Origin of the sequence: Janibacter sp. Y6, assembly GCF_040900765.1 — a bacterium.
Lineage (GTDB): Bacteria > Actinomycetota > Actinomycetes > Actinomycetales > Dermatophilaceae > Marihabitans > Marihabitans melonis.
Window position 1 is genome coordinate 12,304 of the sequence record NZ_JAKLYZ010000006.1, and the last position, 14,339, is coordinate 26,642.

Below are 14,339 nucleotides of genomic sequence, written 5' to 3' on the forward strand. Positions count from 1 at the left end.
TCCTGGCTCGTCAAGACCCTGCTGGCAGGGTTTTGTCAGCCCAGCCCAGCCCAGCCCAGGCATGGCGAAGGGGGCGTGGCCGGTGCCCGGCCACGCCCCCTTCGTCGTCCCGTCGCTCAGCGGCGGTCGGGGTCCACCTGGACCTCGTCGTAGGCCTCGCCGGTGCGCGGGTCGGTGTGGCTCACCCGGCGCGAGGTGTAGCCCCGCGGGCCGCGGGGACGACCCAGGACGAGGCTGAGCAGGATGGCGAGGACGCCACCGGCCATGAAGATGTAGCCGATCATCTCGAGGTTGACTCCCTCGATGGCGTCCGGCCCGATGGCGAAGGAGAGGATCGCCCCGATGACGAGCAGCGCGATGCCGAGTCCGATGTACATGGCGTACCTCCTGTGCTGACGCGGCAGGGTCCGCGTCTCGGAGTCAGACAGTAGGGCTGCGCGAGGTCCAGCGGGGGCTACGGGGCACCCCTTCGTCGTGGCTGGTCAGCGCCGTGTGCGGTCGCGCTCGCGGTCGACGCGCTCGGCCTGGTCCCAGCGCCCACGGGGGTCGCGGACGTCGCCCTCGGGGCGCCGGCGCACCCGCACCTGGCCCCGACGGGGCGGGCGCTCGACGAGGACGAAGGCGACGAGGATGACCACGGCGAGGGCGAGGATGACGAGCCCCCACACGACGAGCTCGGTGGTGCTCAACGACTCCTGGAGCATGGCTCCCCCTTCGGCTCAGGTCTTCGGCGACGACTCTACCGACGGGCCGACGCACCGCGGCGGACGTTGAGGCGCCGATCGGTCTACGTCACACTGGACCCACCCGTCACACCCCCTGAGCAGATGGACGCGATCATGCGACGCACCGCCGCACTCCCCCTGACCGCCCTCGTCACCTCGGCCCTCGCCCTGCCGGGTGCAGCGCCCGCGGGCGCTGCACCCGGCGGGCCGAGCGCGCCCGCCGCCGCGAAGAAGTACTCCGAGGTCATCCTGCGGGCCGAACCCCTGTGGTCCGGCACCGGCGAGCAGATCGAGCTGAGCGGAGAGGCGTACGACCGCGACACCTACCGCGCGCTGCCCAACCGCGTCATCCGGCTCGAGTCCAAGCCGGCCGGCACCACGACGTGGACCCGACTCGCCACCGTCGAGACCGGCTCGTCGGGCAGCTTCCGCCTCGTGCGCACCGCCGACCGCTCGCGGACCTACCGGGCCGTGTACGCCGGCAACTCCTGGTACTACCCCGACCAGAGCAACTGGGTCGGCCAGACCGCGAAGGCCGGCACGAAGGTCCGGGTCAGCGCGACGCTCAAGGCCGACGGCACCGGGGCCCGGGTCAACGGACGCGCGACGAAGCTGTGGAGCAGCACGACCCGCCCGCTGTGGGGGGCCAACATCACCATCGAGTCGGCGAAGGCCTACTCGAACTCCTTCTCCCCCGCCGGCACCGCGAAGACCAACCGCCACGGGTACTACACGTGGAAGACCTCGGTCTCGCCGAAGCAGTGCTACCGCTACCGCGCGATCTACAAGGGCAACAGCACGTGGGCGCCCAAGAGCACGCTCGCGAGCTGGAGCAGCTGCACCTGATCGGCGCCTAGCGCTCCGTCGTCGAGCGGACCTGCTCGCGGTCCGTGCCCGACGCGGCGCCGCCCTGCCCGAGCGAGGCGAGGTGGGCGTTGTAGGCCTCGAGCTCGCGGTCGCCGTCGCGCTCCGCCGAGCGGTCGCGGCGACGGGACTCCCGCTCGTCCGAGCGCATCCACTGCACGGCGACCGCCACGGCGAGGACGAGGGTCGGGGCCTCGCCGACGCCCCATGCGATCTCGCCGCCGGTGCGCTGGTCGGCGACCGGGTCGGGCACCCACGGCAGGTCGAGCACCCCGAAGAAGTCCGGCGCGAGCAGGGTCGTGCTCTGGGTGAGGATGACGCCGAAGAACGCGTGGAAGCTGATCGTCGTGAAGAGGATGACGAGCAGCGCGAGGGGCGACCAGCGTGTCGGGCCCGGGTCGACGCCGATGAGGACCCAGACGAAGAGGTACCCGCTGAGCAGGAAGTGCACCATCATGAGCACGTGCCCGGTGTGGGTGCTCATCGACAGCCCGAAGAGCGGGCTGTAGTAGAAGATCGCCAGGCTGAAGAAAAAGATCGCGGAGGCGACGGCGGGGTTGGCGACGACGCGCAGGTAGGGCGCGTGCACGGACGCGAGGACGAGCTCGCGCGGGCCGAGCGTGCGGTCCCGCCGGGCGGGCAGGGCCCGCAGGGCGAGGGTGATCGGGGCGGCGGGCACGAGGAGCAGCGGCACGACCATCGCCACCGTCATGTGCTCGATCATGTGCCAGCTGAAGGAGACGCGCCCGTAGACGCCGGGCGCCCCGCTCGTCGCGTAGACGAAGACCGCCCAGCCGAGGACCCACGAGACCGTGCGCAGCAGCGACCAGCTGTCGCCGCGGCGGCGCAGACGCAGCACCCACCGCATGTAGACGACGCAGGCGACGAGCGCGACGGTGAGCCACAGCCACTCGGTCTGCCACGCGGTGAACCAGCTCGACGACGTCGGCGCGCCGGGGTCGGGGTAGCCCGACAGCGCGTAGACGACGGTGTCGGGCGGGGTGACGACGGCGTTGGTCGGCGACGGGGTGCGGCTGATCGCCGCGCCGATGCCGAAGGCGGAGCCCATGACGACGAGCTCGGCGAGCACGAAGCGCACGAAGGACGGGGTGCCGCCCTCGTCGAGCTGCTGGACGAAGCGCCGGCGGTGCCACCAGCCGAACCCGCCGAGGACGACGCCGAGCGCGAGCTTGACCCCGAGGAGCGCGCCGTAGCGGCTGAGGAGATTCTCCAGCGCCCCGATGTTGGTCCACGCGAGGAGCAGACCGGAGGCCATGACCCCCGCGAAGCCCCACCCGGCGACGACGGAGTAGCGCCGGATCGTCGGCCCGAGGTGGGCGCCGAGCCCGCGCTGGAAGCAGGCGAGGGCGACGAGCCCGCCGACCCACACGGTGGCCGAGACGAGGTGGATCGCCAGGGCGTTGACCCCGCTCATGTGGTCGAGCGCCGCCGAGGAGTGGCCGGTGAGCGCGAGCGGCAGCAGGGCGAGCAGCGACCCGGCCCAGCCCCACCCGAGGACCGCCTTGCTCTCCGACCCGGCGCACGCCATGACGACGACGAGCACGACGACGGCGCTGATGAGGTTCATCCGCAGCGTGGGCAGGTCCCACAGGACAGCCGCGAGCTGGGTGGCGAAGCCGGGCTGGCCCACCGGCACCCCGGCGAGGTCGGCGAAGGTGAGGACGATGAGCAGCAGGAGGCTGACGAGCCACAGCGTGCCGGAGGTCGCGGCGACCCGGCCGGCGGTCCACCGGCGCCGCGTGCGCGTCGTCTCGGGCAGCACGAAGGCCCCGAGGAGCAGGAAGCCGACGGTGACGGCGGCGGCGAGGTCGTGGACCCCCTGCAGGACCGGCAGCCCCCAGCGCACGAGCGCCCCGGGGTCGCCGGCGGCGTAGGGCACGGCAGCCCGGCCCACGAGGACACCGATGACGGTCGTCACGACGACGGCGAGCGCGAGGACGAGGGCGGGACCGAGGGTCAGCGTCGTCCGGGCGAGGGAACGACCCGGGGCGGTGGACATGGGCTCAACTGTAATGAGCGCGGCTGGGCAGTCGCCGAGACGGGGATCGACGACGGTGCCAGGATGGGCCCGACCACGTCGCGAGCGCAGGGAGATCCGCCATGTCCGTCCGAAGCACCTGGCGGTCCCGCGCCGGCCTGACCGTGGCGGGGGCGGCCGTCGCCGCCACCGCCCTGAGCACCGCCGGACCGGCCAGCGCCGCCGACTCCGACCCCGTCGACGTCCAGGTCGTCTGCGACGGCGTCGGCGAGGACACGGTCACCGTGACCGGCGACCTCGCCTCCGGCGGCACCGCCGCGATCGCCTCGGGCCCGCTGACCGTCGTCGGCCGACCCGGCTTCACCGGCACCGACGCCTCGGGACGCGCCGTGACGGTCGACCCGACAGGCGACGGGGTCACCTGCACCGCCCGCTCGACGGTGAGCGCGGGCTCCCTTCGCCAGGTCCTGCCCTCCACCCAGGCGGCGAAGGGGGCGACCTCCTCCTCCGTGACCGGCCGGCTGACCTTCACCGTGACCGTCGACGCGGACTCGGTCAACACGGCGGCGGCGCGCCGCGCCGAGGCCTCGGGCGAGACGACGACGGCCGCGGCGGGCGCCTTCCCCTTCGAGTACACGCTGCGCACCTACCTCGCGGGACGTCCGGGCGCGGTCGGTGTCGCCGTGCGCATCCCCGGCACGTCGCGCGTCTACACGTACACGAAGACGAACGCCCGCAACGTCACGGCGAGCATCGTCAAGACCGAGATCATGGCGGCGGTGATGATGCGCGCGCAGGACGCCGGGCGGGGGCTCACCGACTGGGAGAAGAGCAAGATCGTCCCGATGATCCGCTACAGCGACAACGGCGCGACGACGGATCTCTTCAACAGCATCGGCGGCCGCGCCGCCCTCGACCGCGCCTCGGCCCGGCTCGGGATGACGGCGACCTACGCCGACTCGGGCGGCCGGTGGGGCCTGACCTCGACCGTGCCGCAGGACCAGGCCCGGCTCATGGAGCACTTCGCCCGGGCGACGGGTGTGCTGTCGCAGACCAACCGCGACTACGGGCTGACCCAGATGCGCAGCATCTCCTCCGACCAGGACTGGGGCGTCACCGCCGGCGCGCCCGCCGGGACGGTCGCGCTGAAGAACGGGTGGCTCCCGCGCACCGACGGCTGGCACGTCAACAGCATCGGCTACAGCACGAGCGGGCAGGACTACACGATCGGCGTGCTCACGCACGACGACCCGGGAGCCTTCGGCACCCAGATCACGACGATCGAGGGGGTGTCGCGGATCATCCACAAGTACAAGGACCGGCTCGTCCCCTCGACCCCGCCGCCGACCCCCCCGGCCCGCGGGACCTTCGGCGACGTCGACGGCGACGGACGGGCCGATCTCGTCGGCACGAGCGCCAGCGGCACGATGTACCTCTACCGGGGCGACGGGCGGGGCTCCTTCGCCGACAAGGTCCGGCTCAAGACCGGGCCGAAGGACGCCACCTGGTACGGCAGCGCGGGTGATCTCAACCGCGACAAGCGCGCCGACCTGCTCGTGCGCCGCGGCGACGGGCGCCTCCAGCTGTGGATGAGCTCGGGCAGCACCGGGTACGCCTCGCCCCGCACGATCGCGACGTCCTGGGGCTCGTACACGAGCATCGCGAGCGGCACCGACGTCGACGGCAACGGCACGCTCGACCTCGTGACCCGCAGCGTCGGGGGCGGTGCGACCCTGCACTCGATCAGCGACTCCGGTCGGCTCACGACGGTCCGCACGATGGGCAAGCCCTTCGTCTGGTACCCGACGATCCTCGCGACGACCGATCTCGACGGCGACGGACGCGGCGACATCCGTGGGGTCGCCACCGGCGGTCGGATGCGCGCGTGGCGCTCGACCGGTACGACGTGGAGCCAGCTCTCGGGGACCACGCTGGGCTGGGACCGCTACTCGGTCGTCGCGTCACCGGGCGACGTCAACGGCTCGTCCACCGGGCAGGCCGACGTCATCGGTCTCGAGGGTCGCGAGCTGCACGCGTGGTGGGGCACCTCCGACGGCGACACCTCCGGGCCGGTCCGCCTCGGCCCGAGCGGCTACGGGATGGTCCACCTCTTCTGACGCGACGGCTCGGCGGACGGGCGTGCCCCTCAGCGCGGCGAGCACGCCCGCCCGTCGACGCTGCTGCAGTACGGCGCCGCCGGGTCGACGGACACGGTGACGGTCGTGCACGACGTCGCCGAGACCGAGCGGCTCGTGTCGCCAATCCGCTCGGAGCGCCCGGTGCGCTGCACCGTCGCGCGCAGGGTCGTCGGGTCGTCGCTCGGCAGGACCCGCACGACGAGACCTCTGCGCGTGAGCTCTGCTTCCGCCTGACGCCGGTCCACGACCCGCCCCCGCCGGACCTCCTCCTGGGTGCGGTCCAGCGCACCGGAGATGTCGACGAGCGCTGCGTCGTGGGCGGCCGAGGCGTCGGACCAGTCGACGGAGGTCGCCGGCGCCTCGGGCGCCAGGCGCGGCGGGCAGGCGGTGGCGCGCGAGACGCCGTCCGGCTCGACCTGCGCGCAGGCCACCCCCGTGCGCACGGTGTCGTCCGTGAAGGGGTCTGCCCCGGTGTCGACGCGCCACACGGCGAGGTCGACCGTCCCGTCGGCCTCCAGCTCCAGCACCCGGTAGGAGACGGCGTTCGCGGCGAGCTGCTCGCGGACCGCTGCCGACGGGCGCGCCCACTGCTGCCTCGGCACCCTCTCGAGCAGCGCGACGACCTGGGCCACGCCCTCCTCGGCCCGCGCGTCTGCCTCGGCCTGCCTGGACGAGCACCCGGCGACGAGCGCGACGCCGAGCACCGGGGCGGCCAGCGCGAGGAGACCGCTGCGCCGTCGGCTCACCGCTGGAGGCGGCGCAGGTAGTCCTCGAGGACCGGGCCGGCGGTCGACGCGCCACCGGGACCGTCCGCGACGAAGACCGCGACCGCGAGGTCGCCCTGGGTGCCGATCATCCACGCGTGGGTGCGCGGGGGCTCGTCGGTGCCGTACTCGGCCGTGCCGGTCTTCGCACCCACGGGCCCGCCCGGCACGTCGGCGAGGAAGCGCGCCGACCCGTCGGTGACCACACCACGCATGAGGCTCCTCAGCTGCTCGCTCTCGGCCGCCGTGAGCGGTCGTGCGGGACTCGCGGGCCGGCGCGACCCGCCGTCGAGCACGAGGACCGGCGAGACCGCTGCCCCCTTCGCCACGCTGGCGGCGACGGTCGCCATGCCCATGGGGGTCGACAGGACCGTGCCCTGCCCGATCGTCGCGGCGGCCAGGTCGACGTCGGCCTTCGGGTCGGGCACGTCACCGAGCTCTGCCGGCACGCCGAGGGAGGGGTCGAGGGTGAGACCCAGCGCCTCGGCGGCCTCGTCGAGCGCTCCGTCGCCGAGACGGTCGCGCTGCGAGATGAGCGCAGTGTTGCACGAGCTGGCGAAGGCGGTGGCGAAGGGGACGTCTCCGGTCGCGCTGCTCGGGTAGTCGTCGTAGTTGGTGAAGGAGCGCCCCTCGACCGTCGTGGTCGTCGCGCAGGGCACGCGGGTCTGCGGGGTGATCCCGCTGCGCAGGAGCGCGAGCGCGGTGACGGTCTTGAAGGTCGAGCCGGGCGCGTACTGGCCGAGGGTCGCCGTCGAGGTCCCCTCGCTGCCCGGCCCGCTCGCCGCGGCGAGGACATGGCCGTCCGACGGACGGATCGCGACGACCGCGCTCGGCGGCCCGATGTCCTCGAGCACCGCCTCGGCCTGCTCCTGATGGGTCTGGCTCAGCGTCGTGCGCACGGACCGGCCGTCGACGGCCGGCACCGAGCGCAGCTCGCGCGGCTCCGCCGACCCCTCGAGGTCGATCGCCTCGACGACGTAGCCGGCCGTCCCGCGCAGCCGGTCGTCCTGGGCGAGCTGCAGCCCGCTCGTGCCGACGACGTCACCGGTGCGGATCGCCCCCTTCGAGCCCTCGACCTGCTCCGCCGTCGCCGGGCCGACGCTGCCGAGCACCGCGCGGGCGAAGGTGCTCGTCGGTGCGAGCGGCATGGTGTCATCGACGCCGCGCGCGCCCGGGATCTCGGCGATGCCGCGCGAGACCTCGTCGAGCTCGGGGGCCTGGGCGCGCAGGACGATCGCCTCGACGAAGGCCTGGGGACCGGCGGCCTCGACGGCGTCGACGAAGGGCCCGACCTCGACGTCGACGAGCTCGGCGAGATCGCGTGCGCTGCGTCGTGCCTGGCCGAGGGACGACGTCTGCGAGCGGTCGACGCCCACGCGCACGACCGCACGGTCGGTGACCAGGGCCCGCCCGCCGTCGCCGAGGACCTCGCCCCGCTCGGCGCTCAGCCGGCGCGCCTGCAACCCCTCTCCCGCCTCGAGGTCCGGCGCGAGGAGACCCGGCTCCCAGGTGCCCGACCAGCGCTCGCCGTCCCGCCGCACGGCCAGAGTCGTCTCGTAGGTCCACGGCTGCTTGTCCTCGTGGATGCGCCACGTGTGCTCGAAGGTGACGGTGCCTCGTCGGGCGTCGTCGTCGAGGCTGACCTCGCCCGCGGTCACGGTGTGGGCGATCTCGCCCATCCCCTCGAGCACCTCGCCCATCTCGTCCTCGGACGGTGCGCCGTCGAGCGACGGGGGTCGCCCGGCAGCGAGGTCCTGCGCGACCTGCTCGGCGTGCTCCTGGGCCGCACCGACGGCTGCCGCGCTGCGGCGCCTGTCCTGCCACCACCACCCCGTCCCGGCGGCGAGGACCAGGGCCAGCACGACGGCCACCGCCGTGCCCCGTCGGCGCCGCCCGTGACCGGCGCGACCGGTCGTCGTCTCGTCCTCGCCCCTGCGCATGGGTCCACCGTCGCCTGACACTGGTCGAGAGTCAAAGACTATGGGAAGCGGCGTTCGATATCCGACGGATATCGACAAGGGGCTAACCTCTGCCCACATGGACCTCGTGCGCCACCTCCGGCTCTTCGTCGCCGTCGCGGAGCACCGCCACTTCGGTCGTGCGGCCGCCAGCCTGTCGATGGCCCAGCCCCCGCTCTCGCAGGGGGTCCAGCGCCTCGAGCGCCACCTCGGCCAGCGGCTCTTCGACCGGGATGCCCGTCGGGTCGCGCTCACCGCTCCCGGGTCCGCCCTGCTCCCCGCGGCCCGCCAGCTGCTCGCCGATGCCGACGCCCTCGTCGAGAGCTCGCGTCGGTGGTCCGAGCGGCGCTGCGTGCGTCTCGGGCTCGCAGCTGACCTCGACGCCCTCGCCGGGCCTGTCCTCGCGCACCTCGTCGGCACCGGCATCGACGTCGAGCCCGTCCTCGCCGGGAGCACCGAGCTCGTCGGGAGGCTGCGCGACGGCGACCTCGACGTCGTCCTGGTGCGGCACCCGGTGGCCCTCGACGGCCTGCTCACCAGAGACGTCATCACCGTCTCGGCCGCCGTCGTCCCCGATCATGACGACCTGCCGCTCGTGCTCCCGCCACGCAGCCACCACCCGGCCGCCCACGACCAGGTCGTCGACGCCCTGCTCAGGCTCGGCCGCCTGGCGCCGGTGCACGAGATCGCCTCCGCGCACGAGCGGTCCGTCCGGGTCGAGGCCGGCCTGGCCTGCGGGCTGCGGCCGGCGCTCCCGACGCAGGAGGGGGACGTGCAGGAGGGGGACGTGCAGGAGGGGGGCGCAGACCTGGTGCCGCTGAGGTACCGCGCCGCGGTGCCGGTGATCTCCGAGCAGCGGCCCGACCTCGACCACGCAGCGGTCGTCTCGGCCCTGCACGAGGCCCTGCGATGACTCGTCTCGCACAGGCCGCCCGGGCCGTCGAGCGGACGGCCCAGGACGCCGGCATCACCGCGCACGTCCACGCCCGTCGGGTCGACGACGTCGAGGACGAGATCGCCGTCGGGGCAGACGTCGCCGTGCCCATGGCCTCGCTGTACAAGGTGGCGGTCGCCGGGACGTGGTCGGCTCTCGTCGCCGCGGGAGAGCTCGACCCCCTCGCGGACGTCGTCCTCGACCCCACGGACCGCACCGCCGGCCCGACGGGGGTCAGCGCGCTGCAGGACCGCGTCGTGCTCACGCAGCGTGACTGCGTGCGCCTCGCCCTGGCGGCGTCGGACAACGCCTGCGCCGCGGCCGTCCTGTCGCTCGTCGGTGCCGACGCGGTCCAGACCTGGCTCGTGGCGGCCGGGTGCCGCTCCACCGACGCGCGACGCGGGACCGCCGACGCCATGCGCGCGGTCGTCGCCGAGACCGGAGGCCGCGACCTCGGCCAGGCCCTCGCCCTGCTCGCCGACCCGGCCGCGGACCGGACGACGAGCGAGTACGACCCCGCCCTGACGAGCAGCTCCACGGCACGCGACCTCACGACGATGCTCGCCCACCTGTGGCGCGAGGAGTCGGCGCTGCCGGTGCGCGAGGCGATGCGCCGGCAGGCGTGGCGCCACCGGGTGGCCTCGGGCTTCCCGCACGACGACGTCGTCGTCGCGGGCAAGACCGGCACGCTCGGCCGGCTGCGTCACGAGATCGCCGTCGTGGAGATCCCGGGCGAGGTGCCCGTCGCTGTCAGCGTGCTCACCCGGTCGCTGCGGCCGGAGTCCCACCAGCCGCGGGTCGACACCGCGATCGGCGTCATCGCTCGCACCGCCGTGCACCCCTTGCGCCGACCGGCCTCCCCCGGAGACGACCACCGCGGCTGACCTGGGGACACCCCCTTCGCCAGGTCGCCGTGAACTGGTCACCCGAAGGGGGTGCGCAATCCGCCCGGGAGGAGGAAGGTGTCTCCTGCGCCTCGTCCGAGGCGCATCCCCGAGGGAGGACATTTCGCATGAGGAGAACTCTCACGGCACTGACGACGGTGGCCCTGGCCGCCGGACTCGGGTCGTACGCCACGGGTGCGGCGAACGCCGCGCCTGAGGTCGCGGCCACGCCGTCGACCATCGCCGCACCGTCCGTCGCCACCGCGCCGGTCGTGCCGGACGCCACCGCCACGCAGGTCCACCGCTACACCCCGCCGCCCATCCGCTGGGGCTCGTGCAAGACCGAGCGCCTCCAGCAGGCCGGCGCCGAGTGCGGCATGCTCACCGTCCCGATGGACTACACCCGTCCGACCGGCACGAAGATCAAGCTCGCGGTCTCGCGGGTCAAGGCCGACCCGTCCGTGCGCTACCAGGGGGCCATGCTCGTCAACCCCGGTGGCCCCGGCGGCTCCGGTCTCGGCCTCGCGGTCCTCGGCGAGTTCGTCCCCGACGGCGCCGGTGCCGGCTACGACTGGATCGGATTCGACCCCCGCGGGGTCGGCAGCTCCCAGCCCGCGCTCACCTGCGACGGCAACGTCACGGCCGCCCCGCGCCCGTACTACACGCCCTTCAAGAGCACGATCTACACGCAGTGGATCAACCGCTCGAAGGACTACGCCAACAAGTGCGCGAAGAACGGGTCGATCCTCAAGCACATGCGCACGTCGGCGACCGTGGCCGACATGGAGTCGCTGCGCCGGGCCCTAGGTCGGCACCAGATCAACCTCTACGGCTTCTCCTACGGCACCTACCTCGGCCAGATGTACGCCAGCAAGTACCCGAACCAGGTGCGCCGCTTCGTCCTCGACGGCGTCGTCGACCCGCGTCGCGTCTGGTACAAGGCCAACCTCGACCAGAACATCGCCTTCGAGAAGTCGATGCGCCAGTTCTTCAACTGGGTGGCCGACAACGACGCCTCGTACGGCCTCGGCACGGACGGCCAGGACGTCCGAGCGGCGTGGTACAAGCTCCGCTCGAAGCTGTACTACAACCCGCAGGGCAAGCTCGGGCCGTCGGAGTTCACCGACGTCTTCCTCTCCGCGGGCTACTACGTCTACGACTGGGACTACCTCGCCCAGGTCTTCGCCGCGGCGCAGGAGGGCAACTTCTCCCCCGCCGAGCAGACCTACGTCGAGGGCAACCCGACCGGTCCGGGCGCCGACAACGGCTACGCCGTCTACGCGGCGGTGCAGTGCACCGACGCCATCTGGCCCGCGAAGTGGTCGACGTGGCGTGAGGACGCGTGGCAGCTCAACAAGTCCGCGCCCTTCGAGACGTGGGGCAACACGTGGTTCAACGCCCCGTGCCACTGGTGGCCGGCGCAGTCCCAGCAGGACCCGTACATCAACGGCAGCAAGGCCCCGGCGATGCTCCTCATCGGCGAGACCAACGACGCGGCGACGCCCTTCTCCGGCGCCATCGAGGTCCGTCGTCGCTTCCCGAAGTCGGTCCTCATCGAGGGCGTCGGCGGCAGCACCCACTCGGGCTCGCTGTCCGGTGTCGCCTGCACCGACGACAAGATCGCCGCGTACCTGAAGTCGGGCACGCTGCCGACGCGTCGCTCGGGCGTGCTGTCCGACGTCAAGTGCGCGCCGGTCCCGGCTCCCGAGCCGAGCGTCACCGCGGCCGCCCGCAAGAGCGGTCAGCCGACCGAGAAGTCCGTCGGGATCAAGAACCGCGAGCTGCGCGAGCTGCTCGACGGGGCCCGCGGCTTCTGATCGCAGACGCGCAGCACCACCACCGCGAAGGGGGAGGGCCGGCTCGCCGGTCCCTCCCCCTTCGTCATGCGCTCGAGGTCAGCTCGACCCGCCGGCGACGACGACGGGGATGACGACCGCGGTGATCATCGCGGTGTTGAGCGCGCTCACGGCCCGGCCGACGGCGTCGCCGGCCGGGGTGCTCGCCACGACCTCCTCGACGCGCTTCTTCAGCTCGCGCGAGCTGCGCCCGGACGCCTCGGCCTTCAGCACGCGGTGGGCGACCCCGAGGCCCTGGAGCACGGAGAGGATCGTCGCGTCACCACGCGAGGGCGCCTGCGCGCCGGCGAGCACCGCGGCCAGCCGGCTGCGCACGTGCGCCTCGGGACCGGGGTCGAGGGTCGGGTAGCGGTCGGGGACGAGGCCGAGCATCCGCTTCGGCTCGTGGCCGACGACGCCCGCTCCCTGCAGGCGGACGACGACGAGGGGCTCGGGGTTGAGCTTGCGGTCGGCGACGAGGCTGGACAGCCGGGTCCCGGGCCGCTTCTGGACGAGCCGCAGGACCCCGTGGTCGAGGACCGGGTCGCCCGTCGGAGCGGAGTCGACGAGGTGCGCCTTCGGGTCGCGGTCGTCGCTGAGGTGGAGCCGGCCCGCCTCGACGAGATCGGCGAGGAGGGAGGCGGTGAGACCGAAGCCGCGCTGCGACATGCCCTCGACACGGCCGTCGTCGGTGGTGAGCAGCAGGAAGAGCTCGTCTGTCGTCCTCATGACCTCGACGTTAGCGAGGGGACGGGGCGGCGCACCTCCCTCTGCCGGATGACCCGCTCTCCGCCGTGGGGACGAGCGAAGGGGGAGCCCGCGGGCTCCCCCTTCGCCGTCGCTCCCGGGTCAGGCCCAGACGAGCGCCTGACCGGGGTCGTGCAGGAGGGCGGCGACGTCGGCGAGGACCTTGCTGCCGAGCTCGCCGTCGACCATCCGGTGGTCGAAGGAGAGCGCGAGCTGGGTCACCCAGCGCGGCTCGATGCTCTCGACGCCGTCGCGCTCGACGACCCACGGCATCCGCCGCACCGCGCCGAAGGCGAGGATCGCCGCCTCGCCGGGGTTGAGGATCGGGGTGCCGGTGTCGACGCCGAAGACGCCGACGTTGGTGATCGTCACCGTGCCGCCGGCAAAGTCCGCCGGCGGGGTGCGACCCTCGCGCGCCGTCGCGACGAGCTGGGCCATCGCGTCGGCGAGCTCGCGCATCGGCATCGAGTCCGCGCCCTTGATGTTCGGCACGACGAGCCCGCGGGGGGTCGCCGCGGCGATGCCGAGGTTGACGTCGCGCCGGTAGACGATCTCCTGCGCGGCCTCGTCCCAGCTGGCGTTGACGTCGGGGTTGCGCCGGATCGCCAGGCACAGCGCCTTCGCGACGACGAGCAGCGGGGTGACCTTGACGTCGCGGAAGGCCCGGTCCTTCTTGAGCCGGTCGACGAGGTCCATCGTCGCCGTGACGTCGATCGTGACGAACTCGGTGACATGCGGCGCGGTGAAGGCCGAGTCGACCATCGCCTGGGCGGTCACCTTGCGCACGCCCTTGATGGGGACACGGCGCTCGGCGGGGCCGGCCTGTTGGTCGAGCTGCGCGGGACGACCCTCGAGACCACCCGAGGCACCCGAGGCCGCGGCCTGAACGTCCTCACGGGTGACGACGCCGCCGGGACCGCTCGGGGTCACGGACGTGAGGTCGACGCCGAGGTCCTTGGCCATCTTGCGCACCGGCGGCTTGGCGAGCGCGCGGGCACGCTGACCGGTGACCGGGGCGGGCGGGGCCGGGGCGGGCTCGGGCTGCGGGGTCGTCTCGACCGGCGGTGCCGGCGAGTAGGCGACCGGCTGCTCGGTCGGCAGCGAGGCCTGGGCGGGCTCCCCGCGGCGTGCCCGACGACGGGTGGACCCCGCCTTCGCGCCGTAGCCGACGAGGTTGGGCCCGCTGGACTCGTCCGGCTCCTCCGCCGTGGCGGAGCCGGCCGACGGCGCGGCGGCCGGGGCCGCCTCGCCCCCGGTGTCGACGACGATGATCGGCGCACCGACGTCGACCGTGTCGCCCTCGGCGGCGAGCAGCTCGACGACCCGGCCGGCGAAGGGGATGGGCAGCTCGACGAGCGACTTCGCGGTCTCGACCTCGACGACCATGTCGTTGACCTTGACCTCGTCGCCGACGGCGACCCGCCAGGTGACGAGGTCGGCCTCGTTCAGGCCCTCGCCGGGGTCGGGGAGGTTGAACTTCTGCAGCGCCAT

At 73.5% G+C, this 14,339-nt stretch carries 12 protein-coding genes; 5 read left to right on the plus strand and 7 right to left on the minus strand.

Annotation, left to right across the window (positions count from 1 at the left end; genetic code table 11):
* Positions 1-116: 116 nt before the first annotated feature.
* Together L6241_RS13425 and L6241_RS13430 are read right to left on the minus strand one after the other, a co-directional pair.
* Positions 117-377 (minus strand): DUF6458 family protein, encoded by a 261-nt coding sequence (locus tag L6241_RS13425; RefSeq protein WP_123092409.1) that lies wholly within the window; start codon positions 375-377, stop codon positions 117-119.
* Positions 378-482: 105 nt separating this feature from the next.
* The gene (locus L6241_RS13430) at positions 483-704 is read right to left on the minus strand and encodes a hypothetical protein (RefSeq protein WP_368246681.1); all 222 of its coding nucleotides are present in this window, start codon (positions 702-704) and stop codon (positions 483-485) included.
* A 135-nt stretch (positions 705-839) separates the two neighbouring features.
* On the opposite strand from L6241_RS13430, the gene L6241_RS13435 reads away from it, so the two are divergent.
* Complete coding sequence (locus L6241_RS13435; protein ID WP_368246682.1) at positions 840-1,571, plus strand: hypothetical protein; 732 nt, start codon at positions 840-842, stop codon at positions 1,569-1,571.
* Between the two features lie 7 nt (positions 1,572-1,578).
* Here L6241_RS13435 and L6241_RS13440 read toward each other — a convergent pair whose 3' ends face one another.
* Positions 1,579-3,609, minus strand: coding sequence for a cytochrome c oxidase assembly protein (locus L6241_RS13440; RefSeq protein ID WP_368246683.1), 2,031 nt, complete (start codon positions 3,607-3,609; stop codon positions 1,579-1,581).
* A 101-nt stretch (positions 3,610-3,710) separates the two neighbouring features.
* On the opposite strand from L6241_RS13440, the gene L6241_RS13445 reads away from it, so the two are divergent.
* Positions 3,711-5,705, plus strand: coding sequence for an FG-GAP-like repeat-containing protein (locus tag L6241_RS13445; protein WP_368246684.1), 1,995 nt, complete (start codon positions 3,711-3,713; stop codon positions 5,703-5,705).
* A gap of 29 nt (positions 5,706-5,734) precedes the next feature.
* Here the strand turns inward: L6241_RS13445 and L6241_RS13450 are convergent, their stop codons facing one another.
* A complete protein-coding gene (locus L6241_RS13450) occupies positions 5,735-6,472 on the minus strand; it encodes a hypothetical protein (protein WP_368246685.1) in 738 nt (245 codons plus the stop codon).
* The gene (locus L6241_RS13455) at positions 6,469-8,430 is read right to left on the minus strand and encodes a penicillin-binding transpeptidase domain-containing protein (RefSeq protein ID WP_368246686.1); all 1,962 of its coding nucleotides are present in this window, start codon (positions 8,428-8,430) and stop codon (positions 6,469-6,471) included. The genes L6241_RS13450 and L6241_RS13455 overlap by 4 nt, the downstream gene beginning before the upstream one ends.
* Positions 8,431-8,527: 97 nt before the next feature.
* On the opposite strand from L6241_RS13455, the gene L6241_RS13460 reads away from it, so the two are divergent.
* The 3 genes from L6241_RS13460 to L6241_RS13470 all read left to right on the plus strand — a co-directional run bounded on the left by L6241_RS13460 (position 8,528) and on the right by L6241_RS13470 (position 12,083).
* Positions 8,528-9,361: a LysR family transcriptional regulator gene (locus L6241_RS13460; protein WP_368246687.1), complete on the plus strand. Its 834-nt coding sequence runs from the start codon at positions 8,528-8,530 to the stop codon at positions 9,359-9,361.
* Positions 9,358-10,266, plus strand: a complete 909-nt coding sequence (locus L6241_RS13465) for a serine hydrolase (RefSeq protein ID WP_368246688.1) — start codon at positions 9,358-9,360, stop codon at positions 10,264-10,266. Before L6241_RS13460 ends, L6241_RS13465 begins: the two co-directional genes overlap by 4 nt.
* Before the next feature lie 128 nt (positions 10,267-10,394).
* On the plus strand, positions 10,395-12,083 hold the full coding sequence (locus L6241_RS13470) for an alpha/beta hydrolase (RefSeq protein WP_368246689.1): 1,689 nt from the start codon (positions 10,395-10,397) through the stop codon (positions 12,081-12,083).
* Between the two features lie 78 nt (positions 12,084-12,161).
* Here the strand turns inward: L6241_RS13470 and L6241_RS13475 are convergent, their stop codons facing one another.
* Both L6241_RS13475 and L6241_RS13480 read right to left on the minus strand, forming a co-directional pair.
* Positions 12,162-12,830: a GPP34 family phosphoprotein gene (locus L6241_RS13475; protein ID WP_368246690.1), complete on the minus strand. Its 669-nt coding sequence runs from the start codon at positions 12,828-12,830 to the stop codon at positions 12,162-12,164.
* Positions 12,831-12,950: 120 nt separating this feature from the next.
* On the minus strand, positions 12,951-14,339 hold the full coding sequence (locus tag L6241_RS13480; protein ID WP_368246691.1) for a dihydrolipoamide acetyltransferase family protein: 1,389 nt from the start codon (positions 14,337-14,339) through the stop codon (positions 12,951-12,953).

Coding starts and splice junctions, on each gene's coding strand:
- L6241_RS13425 (WP_123092409.1), bottom strand. CDS start 377: ATGTACATCGGACTCGGCATCGCGCTGCTCGTCATCGGGGCGATCCTC.
- L6241_RS13430 (WP_368246681.1), bottom strand. CDS start 704: ATGCTCCAGGAGTCGTTGAGCACCACCGAGCTCGTCGTGTGGGGGCTC.
- L6241_RS13435 (WP_368246682.1), top strand. CDS start 840: ATGCGACGCACCGCCGCACTCCCCCTGACCGCCCTCGTCACCTCGGCC.
- L6241_RS13440 (WP_368246683.1), bottom strand. CDS start 3,609: ATGTCCACCGCCCCGGGTCGTTCCCTCGCCCGGACGACGCTGACCCTC.
- L6241_RS13445 (WP_368246684.1), top strand. CDS start 3,711: ATGTCCGTCCGAAGCACCTGGCGGTCCCGCGCCGGCCTGACCGTGGCG.
- L6241_RS13455 (WP_368246686.1), bottom strand. CDS start 8,430: ATGCGCAGGGGCGAGGACGAGACGACGACCGGTCGCGCCGGTCACGGG.
- L6241_RS13460 (WP_368246687.1), top strand. CDS start 8,528: ATGGACCTCGTGCGCCACCTCCGGCTCTTCGTCGCCGTCGCGGAGCAC.
- L6241_RS13465 (WP_368246688.1), top strand. CDS start 9,358: ATGACTCGTCTCGCACAGGCCGCCCGGGCCGTCGAGCGGACGGCCCAG.
- L6241_RS13470 (WP_368246689.1), top strand. CDS start 10,395: ATGAGGAGAACTCTCACGGCACTGACGACGGTGGCCCTGGCCGCCGGA.
- L6241_RS13475 (WP_368246690.1), bottom strand. CDS start 12,830: ATGAGGACGACAGACGAGCTCTTCCTGCTGCTCACCACCGACGACGGC.
- L6241_RS13480 (WP_368246691.1), bottom strand. CDS start 14,339: ATGGCGCTGCAGAAGTTCAACCTCCCCGACCCCGGCGAGGGCCTGAAC.